Source organism: Streptomyces sp. NP160 (assembly GCF_006335115.1).
Classification (GTDB): domain Bacteria; phylum Actinomycetota; class Actinomycetes; order Actinomycetales; family Quadrisphaeraceae; genus Quadrisphaera.
The window spans coordinates 1-237 of sequence record NZ_VDMJ01000127.1 but is presented as its reverse complement, the minus strand read 5'-3'; the positions used below and the strand labels follow the sequence as shown (position 1 = coordinate 237).

1 pseudogene is annotated in these 237 nt (G+C 62.4%); it reads left to right on the top strand.

The features are described from left to right. Positions 1-237: pseudogene (locus FHN55_RS23405) on the top strand (MFS transporter); the annotation flags it as partial.

Sequence of the window (237 nt, the reverse complement as noted above, 5' to 3'; positions counted from 1 at the left end):
TCATGATCAGCGCTGATCTGGTCCGGTGCGCGGTGCTGGCGAGCATCCCGATCGCCATGGCTTTCCACGGACTCACCTTCACTCACCTGTGCGCGGTCGGCGTTCTCCAGACAGCAGCATCCGTAGCTTTCGACGCGGCGAGCGGAGCGCACCTGAAGGCTCTCGTCCTGCCTGAGGATCGTCTTCGAGCCAACAGCCTTTTCGAGACCACCAGTTGGGTCACGGTCAGTGCTGGAC